The 20,324-nt window shown below is 70.1% G+C and carries 16 protein-coding genes; 7 read left to right on the top strand and 9 right to left on the bottom strand.

Annotated features, from left to right (window positions below):
* Positions 1 to 63: 63 nt before the first annotated feature.
* Entirely contained in the window at positions 64 to 1,101 is a 1,038-nt protein-coding gene (fbaA, locus tag ACFQS9_RS00470) for a class II fructose-bisphosphate aldolase (RefSeq protein ID WP_378400434.1), read from the bottom strand.
* Between the two features lie 228 nt (positions 1,102 to 1,329).
* Here fbaA and ACFQS9_RS00475 point away from each other — a divergent pair, with 228 nt between their 5' ends.
* Together ACFQS9_RS00475 and ACFQS9_RS00480 are read left to right on the top strand one after the other, a co-directional pair.
* A complete protein-coding gene (locus tag ACFQS9_RS00475; protein WP_378400436.1) occupies positions 1,330 to 2,052 on the top strand; it encodes a VTT domain-containing protein in 723 nt (240 codons plus the stop codon).
* A 4-nt stretch (positions 2,053 to 2,056) separates the two neighbouring features.
* Positions 2,057 to 2,707, top strand: a complete 651-nt coding sequence (locus ACFQS9_RS00480) for a DedA family protein (RefSeq protein WP_378400439.1) — start codon at positions 2,057 to 2,059, stop codon at positions 2,705 to 2,707.
* Here the strand turns inward: ACFQS9_RS00480 and ACFQS9_RS00485 are convergent.
* The 3 genes from ACFQS9_RS00485 to ACFQS9_RS00495 are packed head-to-tail and all read right to left on the bottom strand — an operon-like array spanning position 2,692 to position 4,628.
* Entirely contained in the window at positions 2,692 to 3,495 is an 804-nt protein-coding gene (locus tag ACFQS9_RS00485) for a MerR family transcriptional regulator (protein WP_378400441.1), read from the bottom strand. The genes ACFQS9_RS00480 and ACFQS9_RS00485 overlap by 16 nt on opposite strands.
* A gap of 5 nt (positions 3,496 to 3,500) precedes the next feature.
* Positions 3,501 to 4,016: a DUF6194 family protein gene (locus ACFQS9_RS00490; RefSeq protein ID WP_378400443.1), complete on the bottom strand. Its 516-nt coding sequence runs from the start codon at positions 4,014 to 4,016 to the stop codon at positions 3,501 to 3,503.
* A gap of 48 nt (positions 4,017 to 4,064) precedes the next feature.
* A complete protein-coding gene (locus ACFQS9_RS00495; RefSeq protein ID WP_378400776.1) occupies positions 4,065 to 4,628 on the bottom strand; it encodes an ester cyclase in 564 nt (187 codons plus the stop codon).
* Between the two features lie 76 nt (positions 4,629 to 4,704).
* On the opposite strand from ACFQS9_RS00495, the gene ACFQS9_RS00500 reads away from it, so the two are divergent.
* Positions 4,705 to 6,525 (top strand): glycoside hydrolase family 15 protein, encoded by a 1,821-nt coding sequence (locus ACFQS9_RS00500; protein ID WP_378400445.1) that lies wholly within the window; start codon positions 4,705 to 4,707, stop codon positions 6,523 to 6,525.
* On the opposite strand, the gene ACFQS9_RS00505 is transcribed toward ACFQS9_RS00500, so the two are convergent.
* The 4 genes from ACFQS9_RS00505 to ACFQS9_RS00520 all read right to left on the bottom strand — a co-directional run bounded on the left by ACFQS9_RS00505 (position 6,509) and on the right by ACFQS9_RS00520 (position 10,769).
* Complete coding sequence (locus ACFQS9_RS00505) at positions 6,509 to 8,629, bottom strand: MMPL family transporter (RefSeq protein ID WP_378400447.1); 2,121 nt, start codon at positions 8,627 to 8,629, stop codon at positions 6,509 to 6,511. The two genes, ACFQS9_RS00500 and ACFQS9_RS00505, sit on opposite strands and share 17 nt — an antisense overlap.
* Before the next feature lie 86 nt (positions 8,630 to 8,715).
* On the bottom strand, positions 8,716 to 9,837 hold the full coding sequence (locus ACFQS9_RS00510; RefSeq protein WP_378400449.1) for a glycoside hydrolase family 76 protein: 1,122 nt from the start codon (positions 9,835 to 9,837) through the stop codon (positions 8,716 to 8,718).
* Between the two features lie 34 nt (positions 9,838 to 9,871).
* Positions 9,872 to 10,540, bottom strand: coding sequence for a TrmH family RNA methyltransferase (locus ACFQS9_RS00515; protein WP_378400451.1), 669 nt, complete (start codon positions 10,538 to 10,540; stop codon positions 9,872 to 9,874).
* Positions 10,541 to 10,640: 100 nt separating this feature from the next.
* Entirely contained in the window at positions 10,641 to 10,769 is a 129-nt protein-coding gene (locus ACFQS9_RS00520) for a hypothetical protein (protein ID WP_378400453.1), read from the bottom strand.
* Positions 10,770 to 11,068: 299 nt separating this feature from the next.
* Between ACFQS9_RS00520 and ACFQS9_RS00525 the strand changes: the two genes are divergently transcribed.
* The gene (locus tag ACFQS9_RS00525) at positions 11,069 to 14,239 is read left to right on the top strand and encodes an NAD-glutamate dehydrogenase domain-containing protein (protein ID WP_378400455.1); all 3,171 of its coding nucleotides are present in this window, start codon (positions 11,069 to 11,071) and stop codon (positions 14,237 to 14,239) included.
* A gap of 4 nt (positions 14,240 to 14,243) precedes the next feature.
* Here the strand turns inward: ACFQS9_RS00525 and ACFQS9_RS00530 are convergent, their stop codons facing one another.
* Complete coding sequence (locus tag ACFQS9_RS00530; RefSeq protein ID WP_378400457.1) at positions 14,244 to 15,770, bottom strand: PucR family transcriptional regulator; 1,527 nt, start codon at positions 15,768 to 15,770, stop codon at positions 14,244 to 14,246.
* A 214-nt stretch (positions 15,771 to 15,984) separates the two neighbouring features.
* Between ACFQS9_RS00530 and ACFQS9_RS00535 the strand changes: the two genes are divergently transcribed.
* The 3 genes from ACFQS9_RS00535 to ACFQS9_RS00545 are packed head-to-tail and all read left to right on the top strand — an operon-like array spanning position 15,985 to position 20,296.
* Positions 15,985 to 17,418: an aminobutyraldehyde dehydrogenase gene (locus tag ACFQS9_RS00535; RefSeq protein ID WP_378400458.1), complete on the top strand. Its 1,434-nt coding sequence runs from the start codon at positions 15,985 to 15,987 to the stop codon at positions 17,416 to 17,418.
* A gap of 52 nt (positions 17,419 to 17,470) precedes the next feature.
* The gene (gabT, locus tag ACFQS9_RS00540; protein ID WP_378400459.1) at positions 17,471 to 18,814 is read left to right on the top strand and encodes a 4-aminobutyrate--2-oxoglutarate transaminase; all 1,344 of its coding nucleotides are present in this window, start codon (positions 17,471 to 17,473) and stop codon (positions 18,812 to 18,814) included.
* Positions 18,815 to 18,841: 27 nt separating this feature from the next.
* Positions 18,842 to 20,296, top strand: a complete 1,455-nt coding sequence (locus ACFQS9_RS00545) for an NAD-dependent succinate-semialdehyde dehydrogenase (protein ID WP_378400461.1) — start codon at positions 18,842 to 18,844, stop codon at positions 20,294 to 20,296.
* The last annotated feature ends 28 nt before the right edge of the window (positions 20,297 to 20,324 follow it).

Genomic DNA, 20,324 nt, shown 5'->3' on the forward strand with positions numbered 1-20,324 from the left:
AGTGCAGCTACCGGAGCACCGGCCGTGAGGCCGGGTCGGTAGCTGCACTTTCGGCGAGAGAACCTAGCTGCCGGAGACGGACCGTCCCGCGGACTTGAGGTCGTTGCAGGCCTCGATGACGCGGGCGGTCATGCCGGCCTCGGCCTTCTTGAGGTAGCTGCGCGGGTCGTAGACCTTCTTGTTGCCGACCTCGCCGTCGATCTTGAGCACGCCGTCGTAGTTGGTGAAGAAGTGGCCGGCGATCGGACGCGAGAACGCGTACTGGGTGTCGGTGTCGACGTTCATCTTCACCACACCGAAGTTCAGCGAATCCTCGATCTCGGACTTGAGCGAACCCGAGCCGCCGTGGAAGACGAAGTCGAACGGCTGCGAACCCGCGGCGAGACCGAGCTTCGCGGCCGCGACCTTCTGGCCCTCCTCGAGCACCGCGGGCTTGAGCTTGACGTTGCCCGGCTTGTAGACGCCGTGCACGTTGCCGAAGGTGGCGGCCAGCAGGTACTTGCCGTTCTCGCCGACGCCGAGCGCGTCGACGGTCTTCTCGAAGTCCTCACTGGAGGTGTACAGCTTGTCGTTGATCTCGGCCTCGACGCCGTCTTCTTCGCCGCCGACGACGCCGATCTCCACCTCGAGGATGATGTTCGCGGCCGCCGAGAGCTTGAGCAGCTCCTTGGCGATCTCCAGGTTCTCGTCGATCGGGATGGCCGAGCCGTCCCACATGTGCGACTGGAACAGCGGGTTCTGCCCGGCGTTCACGCGCTCCTGCGAGATTGCGAGCAGCGGGCGGACGAAGCCGTCGAGCTTGTCCTTGGGGCAGTGGTCGGTGTGCAGTGCGATCGTGACGTCGTACTTCGCGGCGATGACGTGCGCGAACTCGGCGAGCGCGACGGCGCCGGTGACCATGTCCTTGACGCCGAGGCCGGAACCGAACTCCGCGCCTCCGGTCGAGAACTGGATGATGCCGTCACTGCCCGCGTCCGCGAAGCCCTTGATCGCGGCGTTGATGGTCTCCGAGGAGGTGCAGTTGATGGCGGGGAAGGCAAAGGAGTGCTCCTTGGCCCGACCGAGCATCTCGGCGTAGACCTCGGGAGTTGCGATAGGCACGGAAGCTGTCCTCCATAGAGAGTCGAGGGGCGCGGCCCGGTGGTGTCGGGGCGCCGGGGATACATGCAGTATTGCAAACGCTGCGGCGCGTCTCGTCCGACTCCTGATCCTCACCGCCCCTCGACGACCTCACGGTTGCCGCCGCGACGACGTGCGTTCCTTCGCTTCACACCTCGCCGCCGGGCACGGGCGGGCAGCCGGACTCCCATCGCCGGTACTCTGGGCCGCGTGATTGTGGAGGCAGCCTCGGAGTCCGTGACCAATTTGGCGTTGTTGCCGGGCTTCCTGGACCCGGTCAACCTATTGAATTCCTTCGGGACGTGGATGCTCGTCGGTCTGCTGCTGGTGGTCTTCATCGAGTCCGGCCTGCTGTTTCCCCTGCTGCCGGGCGATTCACTGCTGTTCACCGCCGGCCTCATCGCGGCCTCCAAGTCCACCGAGGTGGAACCGTTCGCCCCGCTGTGGGTGCTGATGGTGACCATCCCGATCGCCGCGATCCTCGGCGACCAGGTCGGCTACTTCATCGGCGCGAAGGGCGGCGCCGCGCTGTTCAAGTCCGACGACGCGAAGTTCTTCAAGAAGGGCTACATCGACGAGTCGCACGCCTTCTTCGAGAAGCACGGTCCGATCACCATCTTCCTGGCCCGGTTCGTGCCGATCGTGCGTACCTTCGCCCCGCTGGTGGCGGGCGCGTCGAAGATGAAGTACTCGGTGTTCATCACCTACAACATCGTCGGCGGCATCGTGTGGGGCGCCGGCGTCACGCTGCTCGGCTACCTGCTCGGACAGATCGCGTTCATCCGCGACAACGTCGACCTGATCTTCCTGCTGATCGTGTTCGTCTCGGTCGTCCCGATCATCATCGAGGTCGGCAAGCGAATCCTGGCCTCCCGTCGGGACGCGGTGCCCGTGTCGGAGGTTCCCGTGACCCAAGACGACCCGACGCCGTAGGTCGATGACGCTCGCCTCCGGCAGTTTTGCGCCACTCGAAACCGCCGGGCCGGCGGTCGTGTGGCTGATCGTCCTGACGTTCGTCTTCCTCGAGTGCGCCGTCATCATCGGGCTGTTCCTGCCCGGGGACTCGCTGCTCATCACGGCCGGCATCGTCCTCGCCGGCCATTCCTCGGGGTCCGCGCACGTGTGGGCGCTGTCCGCGGGTGCCGCCGTCGCCGCGATCGCCGGTAACCAGGTCGGCTACCGGATCGGCAGGCGGACCGGCCACCACCTCGTCGCGCGCCGCGGTGGCCGCTACGTGACGGCCGAGAATCTGCACAAGGTCAACGTCCTGCTGGACCGTCACGGCTTCCTGTCGGTACTGGTGGCCCGGTGGATCCCCTTCGTGCGCACCCTGTGCCCGATGGTCGCGGGCGCGGCCTGCATGAACCACCGCTCGTACACGGTGGCCAGCAGCCTGGGGGCGCTCGCGTGGGCGCCGGTGCTGCTGCTGATCGGGTTCTACGCGGGCGAGTTCCTCGAGCGCGTGCCGTGGCTGATGCCCGCGGTGCTCGCGGTGATGGTGGCGTGCCTGCTCGTCGGCACCGTGCTGGGCATCCGGCACTACCGGCAGGAGATGGCGAAGCCCGCCGAGGACTACACCGTCGACTGACCCGTGTCACGGGCGCGGCGCGCGTTCGCGAGGATCGCGTCGTGCACGTATCGGGCGAAGCCCGGCGCCACCGAGTCCCACTCCTCGACGTCCGTCGGCTCGGAGACGTAGCTCGCCGCCACCTCGACGTGCTGATCATGACTGCAGTCGTGGAACCAGCGGGCGATGTGTGCCCGGTGTTCCTCGGCGGCGCGCATCGCGACCGGGCCCGTGGCCGGTTCGCCCGCGGCGATCGCCGCCGCGAAGGCCGCGATGTTCGCGTCGGCCTCCGACTTGATCTCGAGCCAGTCGTCCCTGGTGTAGGCCGCGGTCGGGTGCTGTTTCCCCTGCCGCCGGTCGGGGTGGTCCCACCACCGTCCGGCCGCGGACGAGTACTCGGCGAAGTGTTCCGTGCCGAAGATCTCCCACTGCTCCTCGGGCGACAGGGAGATCCCGGCCCGCCTGGCTTCGATCTCGCGCTCGACCGCGCCGAGCAGTGCCTGGGTGCGGGCCTGCCGCTGCCGCAGCAGGCGGTGCTGTCGGCGCAGGTGGTCGTCGGTGCGGGCGTTCGGGTCGGCGAGCACCGCCGCGATGTCGTCGAGCCCGAAGTCGAGGGCACGGTAGAACAGGATCCGCCGCAGCCGGTCGAGGTCGGCCGCGGAGTACCGGCGGTGGTTGGCCGCGGTGCGACCCTGCGGCGACAGGAGTCCGATCTCGTCGTAGTGGTGCAGGGTGCGCACCGAGACACCCGACATCCGCGCGACGTCGCCGACCGTGTACTGCTCCACCCGACGATCATGCGCCCTCACGCGATTCAGTGTTTCCGCTGCTGCGCCGTCGCCCGGGCGTGGGCCTCGGCGAGCAGCGCCCTGGCCAGTGCGGCGGTCGCCGCGCCGGGGTTCAGGATCGAGACCCACGCCTGCGACGCGTACACCGGGTGCGGCAGCAGCCGGTCCAGGGCGCCGTAGTCGATGCCGTCGCCGTGTTCCGCGTGCGCGGCGGGCGAGTGTCCGACGAGGTCGCGGAAGCGATCGCGGCCGACCGAGATGTTGAGCCGGAACACCCCGGGCCGGTTCAGGTTCGACGCCGTGTCGAATCCGTCGTAGTCCGTCGTCACGATGGTGGCGAAGGGGAACCGCCGGTCGGCGGGGAGGTCGCCGTCCGGGTCGTAGGAGAAGAACGTGTCGCCCCACGCCGCTTCCGGTGCCCCGGTCGCCCGGCTCGCGGTGAGCACGTGCACTCCGGCCATCCCGGCCACCAGCTCGATGATGTCCGCCGCGCCCATCGCCGCGTCGATGGATGCGCCTTCCCCTGCTGCCTCGGTCGTCATGCGGGCAACGCTAGGACCTCACGTAACGTGAGGTGCAAGGTCGCTGGGCTAGCGTCGGCGCGCGATGCCCGCTACCCGCGTTTTTGCGTTGAATGCGGCCTTTATCGCGCGATCCGCCATCGATCCGTCGGGGGGCAGCATCTTGATCTGGCGGGCGAACTCCATCTGGTCGTAGCGCACCGTGTTGGTGACGACCTTCCCGTCCGCGATGACGAAGTGTTCGATGCCCTCGAAGTCGATTCGCCGCCCGGTGCCGGCGATGCCGACGAAGGTGCCGACGTGACGACCGGTCAAATGCCAGTGGACGAAGACGTCGTCCCCGGCCCCGGCGATCGACAAGATCTCCATGGCGAAGTCGGCCACGGCGGCGAAGGCCTGCTCGAAGTAGGCGGCGATCTCGGTGGTTCCACGACATGTCCCGGTCGGGAAGTGCACGACGGAGTCGGCCGCCCACCAGCGACTGCGCAGGCTGTCGAGGTCCTTGGCGTTGAGGCGGTCGACGGCCCACCGGACGAGTTCCGCGTTGGAGACGTCCCTCGGCGGGGTGGTAGCGGTCGAAGTGTGGCTGAGGTCCTCCGGTTGGACGTCGTCGGCCGGTGACCGGGGACAAATCCCGCACGGTCGCCGGGCTCCGGCGTACCTTCACAGGACACGGGCGCCCCGCAGGACGAGAGGAAGGACGGCGATCATGTCCGAGTTCCCTCCGATCGCCGACTATGCATTCCTGTCCGACTGCCAGACCTCAGCCCTGGTCGCGCCGGACGGCTCGGTGGAGTGGCTGTGCGTTCCCCGCCCCGACGCGCCGAGCGTGTTCGGCGCGCTCCTGGACCGGGCGGCCGGATCGTTCCAGTTCGGCCCGACGCACGCCCAGGTGCCCTCACAGCGCCGATACCTACCGGGCTCGATGGTCCTCGAGACGACCTGGTGCCTACCGACCGGAACGCTGGTCGTCCGCGACGCACTGGTCATGGGTCCGTGGAACGGCACCACCCGCTCGGACGAGTATCGGCGGCCGCCCGGCGACCACGTCGCTCAGGACATGCTGGTGCGTACCGCGGCGTGCATCGAGGGCAGCGTCGAGATCACCGTCAGCTGCATGCCGCTCTTCGAATACGGCCGGACGACCGGCGCGTGGACCTACACGGGCGAGGGCTACGAGAGCGCCACCTGCACCGCGGGCGAACTCGCGTTGACGCTGACGAGCAACCTCCGGCTCACCTTCGGCGCGGCGAGGGCGGGAGCCAGGACCGAATTGTCCGCGGGAGAAACCGCTTTCGTCGCCCTCTGCTGGGACGGACACTCCGTCGCGGGTGTCGACGAGGCCACCGAACTCCTGGACAGCACCGACCGGATATGGCGCGACTGGCTCAGGAAGGGCAACTTTCCCGACCACCGGTGGCGGCCGTACCTCGAGCGCAGCGCACTCACCCTCAAGGGGCTGACCTACGCCCCATCCGGCGCCCTGATGGCCGCCGCGACCACCTCGCTTCCGGAAACGCCTGGCGGCGAACGGAACTGGGACTACCGATACACCTGGGTGCGGGACTCGGCCTTCATGCTCCGAGCCCTGTTCGAGCTCGGCTACGACTGGGTGGCCTTCGAGTACTTCGCGTTCCTGATCGACGCGGTGGCCGGCGGACCGCTCCAGATCATGTACGGCCTGGGCGGCGAACGAGACCTGACCGAGCGCACCCTCGACCACCTGGCCGGCTACGACGGCGCCCGCCCGGTCCGCGTCGGCAACGGCGCCTGGAACCAGCGCCAGCACGACATGTGGGGAATGCTGATCGAATCGGTCGCGACCCACGTCAGGCATGCCAGCCAGCTCGGTCCTCCCGCGTGGGCACTGGTCACCCAGCTCGTCGATGGCGCCATCGACGTCTACCCCAAGCCCGATCGGGGGATCTGGGAGGTGCGCGGCGAACCCCGCCACTTCACGGCCTCGAAGCTCATGTGCTGGGTGGCGGCCGACCGCGGCGCGATCATGGCCGCCGATCGCGGCCAGGCCGAGCTCGCGCAGAAGTGGCGGCGGGCGGCCGACGAGATCCACGCCGACGTCTGCGCCAACGGGGTCGACGACCGCGGCGTCTTCGTCCAGCACTACGAGACCACTTCGCTCGACGCCGCCACGCTGCTCATCCCGATCATGGGTTTCCTTCCCCCGGAGGACGATCGGGTTCGCGCGACGGTGCTGGCGATCGCCGACGAGCTGACCGCAGGCGGGCTCGTCCTGCGCTACCGGACGGAGGAGACCGACGACGGCCTCTCGGGCGAGGAAGGCACGTTCACCATCTGCTCGTTCTGGTTGGTCTCGGCCCTCGCCCTGATCGGCGAGGTGGACCGGGCGCGGATGCTCTGCGAGAAGCTGCTCTCGTTCGCCAGCCCCCTGCACCTCTATGCCGAGGAGATCGAGTCCTCCAGCGGACGGCATCTGGGCAACTTCCCGCAGGCGTTCACCCACCTCGCGCTCATCGACGCCGTCACCAGCGTGATCAAGGCCGGGGGCTGACGCCGACCGCATCCCGGTCGACGGACCGCCGGGTCGGCCACCAGAAGGGCCTGCCCTCGAGCGCGGAGAGAGCCGGGACCAGCAGCGGCGCCATCGCGAAGGCCGCGATCACGATGCCCGCCGCCACACCGAAGCCCAGTTCCGCCAGGTTCGCGATGCCGGTGAGCATCAGCGAGGCGAAGGTGCAGGCCAGGATGATGCCCGCGGCCGCGACCGTGGGCGCGTCGTTGGTGATGGCGATCCGCGCCGCCGTCCGCGGGTCGTGGCCGCCGCGGAACTCCTCGTGCAGCCGCGCCGCGATGAGGATGTTGTAGTCCGTGCCGATCGCCACCACGAACAGGTAGAGCACGATCGGGATCGAGAAGTCGATGCCCGCGTAGCCGAGCGCGTGCAGGTACAGCAGGACCACCGCGCCCAGGGTCGCGGTGAAGGTGAGCGCGACACAGACGAGCAGGTTCAGCGGGGCGAGGATCGCGGTCAGCAGCAGGGCCAGGATCACCGCGATGATGACCGCGGCGACGGGGAACACCCGGGCGGTGTCGGCGCCGAGCTGGGCGCGCACGTCGACGAAGGTCGAGGTCTGCCCGCCGACGAGCACCTCGGCGCCGGGTACGGAACCGTGTGCGGCGTCGCGCAGCGGCCCCTCCACGAGGTCGAGGGCGGCGTTGGAGTAGGGGTCGTCCTGCAGGACCACGTTGATCATCGCCGCCGTGCCGTCCTGACTCGGCTTCGGCGGCGCGACCGACGACACGCCGGGCACCCCGGACAGCTTGGCCGCCAATGCATTCAGCGCCGCGGGGTCGAGCGGGCCGCCGGCACCGACCACGAAGACCTGCGTCGGGCTGAGGGCCCCGGCCGGGAAGGACTCGCCGAGGGTGGTGAACGCCTGCTGCGACGAGGTGCTGTCCGGCAGCTCGTCGAGGGTGTTGTACGTGGACTTGAATCCCCCCGCGAACACGGTCAGGACGATCAGCATCAGCCCGACCCCGAGCGCGACGACCAGCGGGCGCAGCGCGACGAGGGCGCCCACCCTGGCGAAGGGACTGTGCCTGCTGTCGTGCCCGGGACCCCACGGCCAGAACAGGTGTCGCCCGAGCAGCGTGAAGATCGCGGGCACCAGGGTGAGGGCGGTGACGAGCATGACCGCGACCGCGACGATCAGGCCGGGCGCCAGGGTGCTGAGCGATTCGAGCTTGGCGAGCAACAGCGCCGCGAACGCGCCGATGACGGTGAGCGCCGACGACGCGACGACCCGTCCGACGACGCCGGCCGAGGTCGCGAGGGCCTGCCCATGCGGCTCACCCCGGCGCAGGTGCTCCCTGTACCGGAACAACAGGAAGACGATGTAGTCGGTGCCGATGCCGAACAACACCACCACCAGGATCGACTGCAGCGAGGTGCTCACCTGGAAGCCGAGCAGGTCGGCGAGCAACGCGGTGAGACCGGTGACCACGCCGAGCACGACACCGATCACCACCACCGGGATCACCGCGATGATCGGGCTGCGGAAGATCAGTCCGAGCAGCGCGAGGATCAGGATCACCGTGGCCACGGTGATGATCTTCTCGGCGTCGTCGTACGCCGAGGTCGTGTCCACCTGGATCGCCGCGTTCCCGGTCAGGCCGCTGGTCAGGCCGGTGCCCTGCAGCGCGGTGTCGGCATCGGCCCGCACCGCCGACACCGCCTCGTTGACCTGGTCCTCGCCCGGCTGGCCGTCGAACGCCACCGACAGCGCCACGGTCCTGCCGTCGGGGGACAGCGACTGCGGGGTGGCCTGGACGGCCAGCACCCCGGGGATCGCCTCGCCCTGCAGCGTGGCCGCGAGGCCGGTCGCGGTGGCCTGGTCGGCCGGGTTCAGGGGCGCACCGTCGGCCCGGACGACGACGAGGCTGCCGGTGCCGCCGGACTGCGCCGGGAAGTAGGTGTTGCCCGCGTCCTGGGCCTGCACGGATTCGAAGGAGCCCGGCAGGAAGCTCTGCTGATTACCGGTCGTGTAGTCGTCGAGGCTGGGCGCGAGGACGATGACGGCCGCCGCTGCTATCACCCAGAGGCAGACCACGCGCCACGGATGCGCGATGACGGTGCGGGCGATGCTGTGGAACATCGTTGTGCCTGCTCACGTTGTACGCCGGGTACACGACGTTTTCATGCTTGCACGCATCGATGCCCGTGACAATCCAGCGTGGCGGCCTAGATCGCTCCCGACGCCACGTAGGCCGCCTCCATCAGCATCCAGCCGCCGAGCTGCACCGAGAAGTCCCGCTCGGCGATGTCGGACGACCGCACGGTGCCACCGGTGAAGGTGGCGATCCCGTCGCCGAGTCCGGGCAGGTGGGCCGGGGTCGTCCAGTCGCGCCCGAACAGGGGCAGCCCCTCGACCTGGAGCCGGTTCTCCCACGCGGCCTCGGCGGAGTCGAGCACGATCTGCGCCGCGGTCCGGCGGGCCCGCACGTCCTCCGCCTGCTCACCCGGCAGCTCCACCGCCACCAACGCCAGGTAGCGCGCGAGGATCCCGTTGAACAGTCCGCCGTCCCCACCCCCGCCGCCGACGATCAGACCGTCCTCGGCGAGACGCTTGTCGATCGCCTCGACCAGTGCGTGCACCCGGTGCCGGTGTCGGGGCGCCCCGAGGCGCACGGCCAGTTCGGTCTCGGCCCCCAGTGCCACACCCTGGCAGTAGCTGTAGATCTCGCGGTCCAGCACGCCGGGCGAGTCGGCGCCGTCGGTCCGGATGCCGTCGAACATCAGTCCGGTGAACGGGTCCCGGAGTTTCTCGTCCATCCAATCCGCGATGGCCTGCGCCCGCCACAGTCGTCCGGTGCGGGCCAACATGATCGCCGCGGGCCCGTTCGCGGGCGTGTTGTAGAAGTCGGACCTCTTGCACCACGGGATGCCGCCGCCCGCGGCGGGCGCCCAGGCGTCGAAGAGCTCCGATTCCAGGTCCTGGATGGCGTTGCGGTAGTCGAGGTGATGCAGCCGCTGTGCTCGCTCGAGGGCGATGCCAAGCCAGGCCATGTCGTCGTAGTAGTTGTTCGTCCATCCGGTGATGTTCCGAACCCGATGTGCCCGTGCAATTTTCGTGATGCGACGGCGTCGTTTCGGGGTGGGGTCACGCAGCGCCGCGTCCACGACGCAGTCGAGCAGGTGCGCCTGCCACCAGTAGTGCCAGCTGAAGTACAGGCGCTCTCGGCGCACCGGGGGCCAGGCCACCACCCCGAGGGCGGTGCCGGGCAGGGCCCACAACCGGCGCACGTGCCGGGAGACCATCGCTTCCTCGGCCGCGTCGGCGCGCTCCGCCCACTCATGCTGCATAACAAACGATCTTGCCTACATATGTGACGAATCGCTACCAGGCACGCCCCAGATCGGCATGCTGGCGGATCCACGCATGCATGGCGATCCCTGCCGCGACCCCCGCGTTGATGCTCCGGGTGGACCCGAACTGCGCGATCGAGACGGTCATCTCCGCCGATCGTTTCGCGTGGTCGGTGACGCCGGGGCCCTCCTGGCCGAACAACAGGATGCACTCGCGCGGCAGGCTCGCCGTCTCCAGCGGCACCGAGCCGGGCGTGTTGTCCACGGCCACGACGGCCAGGTCGCTGCGGGCCGCGTATTCGAGCAGCGTCTCCACGTCCGGGTGGTGGACGATGTGCTGGTAGCGGTCGGTCACCATGGCGCCCCGCCGATTCCAGCGGCGCCTGCCGACGATGTGTACCGAGGCCGCGGCGAAGGCGTTGGCGGTGCGGACGACGGTGCCGATGTTCGAGTCGTGCCCGAAGTTCTCGATCGCGACGTGGAACGAGTGCCGTCGGGCGTCGATGTCCGCGACGATCGCCTCACGGGTCCAGTACCGGTATGCGTCCACCACGTTGCGTCGGTCACCGAGCGCGAGCAGCTCGGGGTCGTACCGGGGATCGGTCGGCGGCGGGTCGTCGTGCTCGGTCGACCACGGCCCCACCCCGTTGGGATGCTCGCCCCACTCGGTCGGGCCGGGACCATCCTGGCTGTCGCTCACGGGGACCATTGTGCCGCGCGGCCGCGCCCACCACGACCAGCGGGAGGACGACCGTTGTGGGCGCGGCTGCCCGCCGCGCCCACAACGGCGTCACCACCGGTCAGCCCAGGAGGCCCTGGACGGAGCCGCCGAACTCGACGGAACCGGTCATAAAGTCACCCATGCCGGTGAAGAGGTTGCCGAGGTCGCCGAGTGCGGTCAACAGGGCGACGGTCTGCTCGAAATCCATCTACGTGTCCTTCAGGTTGTGCGCGGTCGCGATTCGCCGCGCGATCAATGCCGGGGCCGAGCCCGCAACGGGGTCGTGGTCACCCGGCGTCGTGCGGCAGGGACGATATGGGGGATGAGATCAAGATCACAACCCCGATGTGGTGCTCATCACAATCGGCACGGCAGTCCCGCAGCGGAGCCGATTCCAAAAGGGCGCGCCGAGCATTTCCGCGTGCACCGTTTTGGCAGCTGTGTCGCAGGTCTCACCCGCACAGACTGGTCCTCATCACGCGATCTACAACGAGGTAGGGAGTATCGATGAGGCACATCGCCACGACCGGTCCCGCGGGCCCGATGCTGGACATCCGTTCCGGTTCCCCGGCGCCGTCCGCGACGAACGGCCACCCGGCGCTGCGGTTCCACCCCGCGGACCCGCGGGGTGATCACCCACTGGCGGCCACCCTCACCTGGCCGCAGGGCTCCCCGTTGCTCGCCGATCTGGTCGAGACGTTCGCCCACATGGGCCTGTGCGTGGCCGCCCACGAGCTGGCGCACGGAGTCGGCCCCGGCGTCGACGACTCGGCCAGCACGCATCGATTCACGTTCTGCCCCACCGAGTTCCCGTGGGACGGGGCCAGCGCGGATCTGGTGTCGGAGGCCTTCACCGCCGCCGCGTCGGGCGCCCTGGAGGTCGACGATTTCCTCCGGCTCGTGGCCGCCGCCGGGCTGCCCTGGTCCGAGGTTGTCCTCGTCCGTGCCGCCAGCCGGTACGTGCGACAGGTGGGACTGGAGCTGTCCGAGTCCACGATCACCGACATCCTCGCGACTCAGCCCGCCTTCGTGCGCGCCCTCGTCGCCCTGTTCCGCGCGCGATTCGCCCCGGGTCTCGACGATCGGGACGAACGCGTCGCGGCCGCCGAGGCGGCGCTCGCGCGCAGCGTCGAGGCGACCTCCACCCTCGACGAGGACCGGTTGCTGCGGAGCATGTGGTCCTTCGTCTCCGCGACCCTGCGCACCAATTGGTTCCAGCACGGACACCGGCCGGGCGGTCCGGTGGCGTTCAAGATCGACCCGTCGCGGGTGAGTCCGCAGGCAGCTGTCGTGCCCCACCGCGAGATCTTCGTGCACGCGCCGAACGTCGAGGGCAGCCACCTGCGCGGCGGCCCGATCTCCCGAGGCGGGCTGCGCTGGTCCGACCGCCGGGACGACTTCCGGACCGAGGTCCTGGGACTGATGAAGACGCAGATCGTGAAGAACTCGCTGATCGTGCCGATGGGCGCCAAGGGCGCCTTCGTGGTCCGCGGCGCATCGGACCCGACGCAGGAGCAGGTCCGCCGCGCCTACTCCGACTTCATCGGCGCGCTGCTCGACGTGACCGACAACATCGTCGACGGGGCCACCGTGCACCCGCCGGACACCGTGATCTACGACGGGTCCGACCCCTATCTGGTGGTTGCCGCCGACAAGGGGACCGCTCGGTTCTCGGACCTCGCCAACGGCATCGCGGCCGCCCGTGGATTCTGGCTCGGGGACGCCTTCGCCTCCGGCGGATCGGCCGGCTACGACCACAAGGAGATGGGCATCACCGCGCGCGGGGCGTGGGGCTCGGTCCGCAGGCACCTCGCGGAGATCGGGCTCGACATCGACACCGACCCCTTCACCGTCGTCGGGATCGGCGACATGTCCGGCGACGTGTTCGGCAACGGGATGCTGCTCTCGCCGCAGATCCGCCTGATCGGCGCCTTCGACCACCGTCACGTCTTCCTTGACCCCGACCCGGATCCCGTCACGTCGCACCACGAGCGCGAACGCCTTTCCGGGCTCGCGCGCAGCAGCTGGGACGACTACGACCGCTCGGCGATCTCGCCGGGCGGCGGCGTGTGGCCGCGGACCGCGAAGTCGGTGCCGCTGTCGCCGCAGGCGCGCAGGCGACTGGGCGTCGAGGCGGCCGAGTTGCCGCCACACGAGGTGATCAAGGCCCTGCTGCGCGCCGAGGTCGACCTGTTGTGGAACGGCGGCATCGGCACCTACGTCAAGGCCTCCACCGACACCCACGCCGAGGCCGCCGATCCGGCCAACGACGCCGTCCGCGTCGACGCCGACACGCTGCACTGCCGGTCCGTCGGCGAGGGCGGCAATCTCGGGTTCACCCAGCGCGCCCGGGTGGAGTTCGCGCTCGCGGGCGGCAAGATCAATGCCGACTTCATCGACAACGCGGCCGGCGTGGCGACCTCGGACCGCGAGGTCAACCTCAAGATCGCGCTCGACGCCGCGGTCCGCTCCGGCGACCTGGCCACCGACGATCGCGACCGGCTACTGGCCGACATGGAGGAGGACATCGCCGCGGCGGTGCTCGCCGACTGCGACCGGCAGACGCTGGCCATCAGCCTCGCCGAGGTCCATGCGCCGTTCCTGCTCAGCCGCCACGAGCGGTTGATCGAGAACCTCGAGGAGGCCACCGGGATGAGCCGCGCCGCGGAGGTGCTGCCCTCGGCGGGCGAACTCGCGGCCAGGCAACGGGCGGGGGCGGGCCTGGTGCGGCCCGAGATCGCGGTCCTGCTGGCGATGTCGAAGAACCTGGTGCGCAGCGAGCTCCTCGCGTCCTCCGCCATCGACGATCCGGTGTTCGCCGACGTCCTGCTGGAGTACTTTCCCGCGCGGCTCCACGACCGCGTCGGCTCCGAGCTACGCGGGCACCGGGTGGCCCGCGAGATCGTCGCGGTCGTCCTGGCGAACGAGATCATCGACCGCGTCGGGCCCGGATTCATCCACCGCCTCGAGGAACGACTCGGGGTCAGCACGCCGGAGATCGTCGTCGCGTACTCGGTGGTGCGCGCCGTCTTCGACATCGACCGACTGTGGGCGCAGGCCCTGTCGCTGCCGGGAACCAGCCAGCGGACGCGACTCGCCCTGCTGTTCGGCATCCACGACCTGATCGAGCGGGCGACGTCCTGGCTGCTCCGCCACCGGAACCCGGCCGCCGATCCGCGCGCCGAGATCGCATGCCTCACACCGATGGTCGCCGGCCTCACCGACGGGCTTCCGCGACTGACCGGCCGGCTCGACCATGACCTCGACACGCTGCGGGTGCTCTCGCAAGCACTCGCCCTCGGGGAGACCGCGCAGGGCGCCGGCCTCCCGATCACCCAGATCGGGCAGGCATACCGCGAGATCGGGCGGGAGTTCGGGCTGGACTGGGTGGCCGAGGCGACCCAGGCCGGCGCGGGCGCGGGGTACTGGGAGACCATGGCCGCCGCCGTCATCGAGGACGAGCTGCACGAGGGCTGGCATGCACTGGCCGCCGTCGTGCTGCGTGACGCCGACCCGGACACCGAGGCCGAGGCGGCCATCGCCCGGTGGCGGTCCGGGAATCCGACCAGTTCCGCCCGCCTCGCAGACCTCATCGGCGACCTGCGGCGCACCGGGGCGGTCGACAGCTCGCGCGGCTGCGTGGTCAACGCCGAACTCGCCCTCGCCGTGCGCGGGTAGGGCGTCAGCGCTGGCGGGAGATGATCGCGAGCAGCAGCTCGGCGCGCACGCGGGCGACGTCCATGTCGCAGCCGAGGATGGCCTCGATGCGTGCGATCCGGCTGCGCAGGGTGTGCCGGTGCACGCCGATCGTGGCGGCGGCGGATTCCCAGTGCCCGTTGGCCTCCAGGTAGGCGCGCAGGGAGGCGAGCAGCTCGGTGCCCTGGCGCTTGTCATGGTCGGCCAGCGGCGTGATCATGGTGTCCGCCACGGCATCGAGCACCCGCCGCGATTCCGGGAAGGTCAGCAGCGCGCTACCGGCGAGCGTCGCGAATTCGACGGGGCGAGAGCCGAACTCGGCTGCCGACGCCGTCAACCGGGACTGCTCCACCGCCGCGACCACGTCGTCCACCGAGTGGGCTGCGCTCAGGCCCACCCGCAGCGCCCGCAGCTCGGGTCGGCCGAGACCGTCCAGCAACCTGCGCGCGAATTCGGCGTCGTCGGTTCCCCGCAGCAGGACGGTCAGGCGGGAGTCGTCGCGGCGGGCGAACAGCTGCCGGGCGGCGCCGCTCATCTGCTCGTCCACAGCCGACTCGACCCTCGAGACGGCATCCCCGGACTCGCACAGCACGGTCATGGCTCGCAGCTGACCGCGGTCGTCGCAGGCCTGACCGACCTGGTCGCGGGCCGGTCCCAGATCCAGGTCGGTGGACAACAGCAGGCCGAGCGACTCGCTGTTGAGCCGATTCTGTGCGGACCTCAGGCGTCGCGGCTTCTCGAAATCCAAGGCGAGCAGGGAGTTCGCGTGTCCGAGCAGGATCTGGTCGACGTGACTGAGCTGTGCCGGGCTCACCGCCGCCAGATAGCCGTGGACGACGTTGCCGACGCTGATCGTCTGCACGGCGACCGACGCGCCTGCGCTACCGAGGGCCACACTGCTCACGGCCGACCCCGACCCGCTCGCGGCGAGTGCCGCGACCTCGGCCAGCACCTCGGGGGCCACCGTGGACGGATGGGTGTCGATCACCCGCGCAGCGGTGTCCAGAAGGACCACCGTCGCCGACGACGCGACCGCCAGTTCGCGGATCGTCGCGCTCGGGCCGCCCTGGATCGCGGCGCGGGTCATCTTCGGCTGCGCCCGCGACGCACGCAGCACCGCCTCGTACTCCCGCTCGGCGAGCCGACCCATCACCTTCTTGGCGACCGCGGCGAACGGCGTCGGCAGCGGCACCTCGAACAGCGGCAGGGCGGCCTCCTCCGCCGCCGCGATCAGACCTTCCGGCACCGACGCATAGGACAGACCGGTTCCGAAACCGATTGCCGCGACCCCACATTCGTCGAGCTCACGCACGTACCGGAGGCACTCGGCAGCGCCATGCGGCACCCCGATGCCGGTGGTCAGGACCAGCTCGCCGCCGGAGAGCCAGGGCGACGGATCGCTCAGCTCCGTGGTCAGCACGAACGTGACGTCGCGACCGAGGCCGGCCGCCCCCGCCCTGAGCTCGAGGGCCAGCTCCGGCTGCGACAACAACCAACGAACGGGAAGGTTCATCCGACACTCCATTGCCCAGTCAACTTCGATCACGCGGTTCCGGAGTCGCTCCGCGGGCTCCGCTCGGCAGGCCGTGCGCCGATCCGGCGAACGATCGACCCTCGTATCCGCCATTTTGGCAGATGACGCGGCCTGTGAGGCGGAGCACATTGTAAGTGCTGAACAGGGCGAGGCCGAAGCGGCCGGGCACACCCGATGGAGAGGACCGACCACCATGACGACGACCGAGCGTCTGAAGAACTACATCGACGGCGCGTTCGTGGACTCCGCGTCCAGCGAGGTGATCGACCTGATCAACCCCGTCGACGAAACCGTCGCCGGCCAGTCCCCCGTGTCCGCCGCGGCGGACGTCGAGGCCGCGGTCGCCGCGGCGCAGCGCGCGTTCCGGACCTGGGGCAGGACCACTCCCGGGCAGCGACAGGCGGCGCTGCTGGCGCTGGCGGATGCGGTCGAGGCGCACAGCGACGAGCTGGTCGAGGCCCAGTGCCGCAACACCGGTCAGTCGAAGGCCGTCGTCGCGGCGGAGGAAGTGAAGGCCGGGGCGGATCAGCTGCGGTTCTTCGCGGGTGCGGCGCGGCTGCTCGAGGGCAAGTCGGCCGGCGAGTACATGGAGGGATTCACCTCGTACGTTCGGCGTGAGCCGATCGGCGTCGTCGGCCAGGTGACGCCGTGGAATTACCCGCTGATGATGGCGATCTGGAAGATCGGTCCGGCGTTGGCGGCCGGGAACACGATCGTGCTCAAGCCGAGCGACACCACCCCGGAGAGCACGCTGGTGTTGGCGCGGCTGTCGCAGGGGATCCTGCCGGACGGCGTGTTCAACGTGGTTCTGGGCAACGCCCAGACCGGCGCGACGCTGGTCGAGCATCCGGCGCTGGGACTGGTGTCGATCACCGGGTCGGTGCGGGCGGGGGTCGCGGTGGCGGTCGCGGCGGCCAAGCAACTCAAGCGCGCGCACCTCGAGCTAGGCGGCAAGGCGCCGGCAGTGGTGTTCGGCGACGTCGATGTCGAGCGGGCGGCGGGCGGGATCGCCGAGGCCGCCTTCTTCAACGGCGGGCAGGACTGCACCGCCGTGACCCGGGTGCTCGTGCACGAGTCGATCCACGACGCCCTCGTCGACGCCCTCGTCCGCAAGGCGGAGACCATCCGGCCCGGCCTGCCCGACGACCCGGACGCGTTCTACGGCCCGCTCAACAACGCCGGGCATTTCGCCCGCGTCGCCGAGAAGATCGCCACGCTGCCGCCGTCCGCCAAGATCCGCACCGGGGGCACCCGCGTCGGCGACACCGGATTCTTCTTCGCGCCGACCGTCATCACCGGTGTCGAGCAGGGCGACCCCATCGTGCAGGAGGAGACCTTCGGCCCGGTGCTGACCGTGCAGGCCTTCACGGACGAGGACGAGGCCATCACCCTCGCCAACGACGTCGACTACGGCCTGGCCGCGAGCGTGTGGACCAAGGATCACGGCACCGTGCAGCGAATGTCCGCCGCGCTCGACGCCGGCGCCGTCTGGATCAACTGCCACATCCCGCTCGTGGCCGAGATGCCGCACGGCGGCTTCAAGCAGTCCGGCTACGGCAAGGACCTCTCGGCCTACGGGGTCGAGGACTACACGCGGATCAAGCACGTCATGAGCTCGCACGACTGATTCACGGCCGCACATTCACCACCGAACCACCCACCCCGAAGGACCCCTTGACATGAGCACCCTCTCCTACCGTCTCCCCCAGAAGCGCGCGCTGGTCACCGAGCTGCCCGGCCCGAAGTCCACCGAGCTGGGCGCGCGCAGGCGCGCCGCGGTCGCGGCCGGCGTCGGCTCGAGCGTGCCGGTGTACGCCGCCGACGCGGACGGCGGCGTCATCGTCGACGTGGACGGCAACTCGCTCATCGATCTCGGTGCCGGTATCGCGGTCACCAGCGTCGGCGCATCGGATCCTCGTGTCGCCCAGGCGGTTTCCGAGCAGGCTGCGCACTTCACCCACACCTGCTTCATGGTCACCCCCTACGAGAGCTACGTCCGGGTTGCCGAGGAGCTGGCGGCCCTGACGCCCGGCGACCACGAGAAGCGCACCGTGCTGTTCAACTCCGGCGCCGAGGCAGTGGAGAACGCGGTCAAGGTCGCTCGCCTGGCCACCGGCCGGATGGCCGTCGTCGCGTTCGACCACGCCTACCACGGCCGCACCAACCTCACCATGGCGCTGACCGCGAAGTCGATGCCCTACAAGACGAACTTCGGGCCCTTCGCCCCCGAGGTCTACCGGATGCCGATGTCGTACCCGTTCCGCGACGAGGCCGGCCTGACCGGCGAGCAGGCCGCCCGCCGGGCGATCACCCAGATCGAGAAGCAGATCGGCGCCGACGGTGTCGCCGCGATCATCCTCGAGCCGATCCAGGGCGAGGGCGGATTCATCGTCCCCGCACCGGGATTCCTGCCCACCCTGGTGTCGTGGGCCCGCGCCAACGGGATCGTGTTCATCGCCGACGAGGTGCAGACCGGCTTCGCCCGCACCGGCTCCTGGTTCGCCTGCGAGGACGAGCAGATCGTTCCCGACATCATCACCATGGCCAAGGGCATCGCGGGCGGCCTCCCCCTCTCGGCGATCACCGGCCGCGCCGAGCTCCTCGACGCGGTACACCCGGGCGGGCTCGGCGGCACCTACGGCGGCAACCCCATCGCCTGCGCCGCCGCGCTGGCCACCATCGAGACCATGCGCGAGCTCGACCTGCCCGCCCGCGCCCGGCAGATCGGCGAGACCGCCACCACCCGGCTGCGCGCCCTCGCCGCAGAGGTCCCCGCCATCGGCGATGTCCGCGGACGCGGCGCCATGATCGCCGTCGAACTGGTCAAGCCCGGCACCGCCCTGCCCGACGCCGACCTGACCAAGGCCATCGCCGCCAAGGCACTCGAACAGGGCGTCATCGTCCTGACCTGCGGCACCTACGGCAACGTCATCCGCCTCCTCCCGCCGCTGGTCATCGACGACGACCTGCTCGACGACGCCCTCACCGTCCTCGAACAGGCGATCCGCGCCGCCACCGCCTGACCCCGCATCTCGTCGAACAGGACCCACATGAGCAGCATCGATCGTCTCCTCGCCACCGTGCCAACCCGGCTGTGGATCGAGGGACCCGCAGATCCCGTTGAGGGAGAAACCTTTTCCGTCGTGAACCCGGCCACCGGCGAGGTCGTCGCACAGGTCGCCGATGCCGGCGGCAAGGACGCGCTCCTGGCGCTCGACGCCGCCTGCCGGGTGCAGGGCGAGTGGGCGGCGACCGCGCCGCGGCAGCGCTCGGCCATCCTGCGCCGGGCGTGGGAGCTGGTGGTCGAGCGCACCGAGGACCTGGCGCTGCTGATGACGGTCGAGATGGGCAAGACCCTGGCCGAGTCCCGAGGCGAGGTCGCGTACGGCGCCGAGTTCCTGCGCTGGTTCAGCGAGGAGGCGGTGCGGATCTCCGGCCGTTACACGAGCGCCCCGTCCGGTACCGGACGGATCCTGGTCACCAAGGAACCGGTCGGACCGTGCCTGGCGATCACCCCGTGGAACTTCCCGCTGGCCATGGGCACCCGCAAGATCGGGCCCGCCCTGGCCGCCGGCTGCACGGTGATCGTCAAGCCCGCCGAGGACACCCCGCTGACCATGCTCGCGCTCGCCGAGATCTTCGCCGAGGCGGGTCTTCCGGACGGCGTGCTCTCGGTGCTGCCTGCCTCGGACGCCGCGTCGGTCACCGGCCCTCTGCTGGCCGACCCCCGGCTCCGCAAGGTCACCTTCACCGGTTCGACCCGCGTCGGCAAGCTGCTCATCGAGCAGTCCGCCCAGCAGGTGCTGCGCACCTCGATGGAACTCGGCGGCAACGCCCCCTTCATCGTCTTCGACGACGCGGACCTCGACGACGCGGTCACCGGCGCGATGGCCGCGAAGATGCGCAACGGCGGCGAGGCCTGCACGGCCGCCAACCGGCTCCTCGTGCACAACGCGGTGCGCGAGGAGTTCACGGCCAGGCTCACCGAGCGGATCGCCGCGCTGCGCGTGGGTCCCGGCTACGAGGACGGATCCGATCTCGGACCGCTCATCAACGAGAAGCAGCGCGGCGCCGTGGCCGCCCTCGTCGCCGACGCCGTCGACGCAGGCGCCCGGGTGCGGACCGGTGGGCACGCGGTGGACGGCCCGGGCTTCTTCTACGCACCGACCGTCCTCGACGAGGTCCCCGCCGACGCGCGGATCGTGCGCGAGGAGATCTTCGGCCCCGTCGCCGCCATCACCGGCTTCGACACCGAGGCCGAGGCCATCGCCGCAGCCAACGACACCGAGTACGGGCTCGCCGCGTACTTCTACACCCGCGATCTCGACCGGGCCATGCGCGTCGCCGCGGCACTCGAGTCCGGAATGGTCGGCGTGAACCGCGGCGTCATCTCGGATCCCGCCGCTCCCTTCGGCGGCGTCAAGCAGTCCGGGCTCGGCAGCGAAGGCGGCACCGAGGGCATCGACGAGTACCTCAACACCAAGTACGTCGCGTTCACCGCCTGACTCAGTGCACGTCCACTGAGTTCGACCT

Source organism: Rhodococcus daqingensis, assembly GCF_042665615.1.
Taxonomy (GTDB): domain Bacteria; phylum Actinomycetota; class Actinomycetes; order Mycobacteriales; family Mycobacteriaceae; genus Rhodococcus_G; species Rhodococcus_G daqingensis.